The 422-nt window shown below is 67.1% G+C and carries 1 pseudogene; it reads left to right on the forward strand.

The features are described from left to right. A pseudogene (locus EN991_RS39530) lies at positions 1 to 422 on the forward strand (MFS transporter); the annotation flags it as partial.

Below are 422 nucleotides of genomic sequence, written 5' to 3' on the forward strand. Positions count from 1 at the left end.
GGTGCTGATCGCCTCGGCCGGCGTCGACATCGCCTTGCTGCGCTCTTCGCTGCTGATGGCCTTCGGCCTCATCGGCCTGCTGCTGTTCTTCACCATCGACGCGCTGAAGCCGCTTTCGCGGCTGTTCCCGGCGCGGCTGTTCTCATGGCGCACGCCGGTCGGCGCCGGCATGACCATGGTTGCCGCTTTTTCGGTGGCCACCTGTTCCTTCGGCGTCTACGGGCCGCTGCTGCTGACCAGCCTTCACGACATTCCGCTGCTGACCACCGGCTACATCATCGCCGCCGAATCGATCGCCTGGTCGATCCTGTCGATCCTGGTCGCCAACGCGCCGCCGCGGCGCGAGCGGCTGATCATCATCGGCGGCGCGGTGATGATCGCGGCCGGCATCGCCGGCTTTGCCTACACGATACCCCTGGGCT

Origin of the sequence: Mesorhizobium sp. M7A.F.Ca.US.005.03.2.1, from assembly GCF_003997795.1 — a bacterium.
Classification (GTDB): domain Bacteria; phylum Pseudomonadota; class Alphaproteobacteria; order Rhizobiales; family Rhizobiaceae; genus Mesorhizobium; species Mesorhizobium ciceri.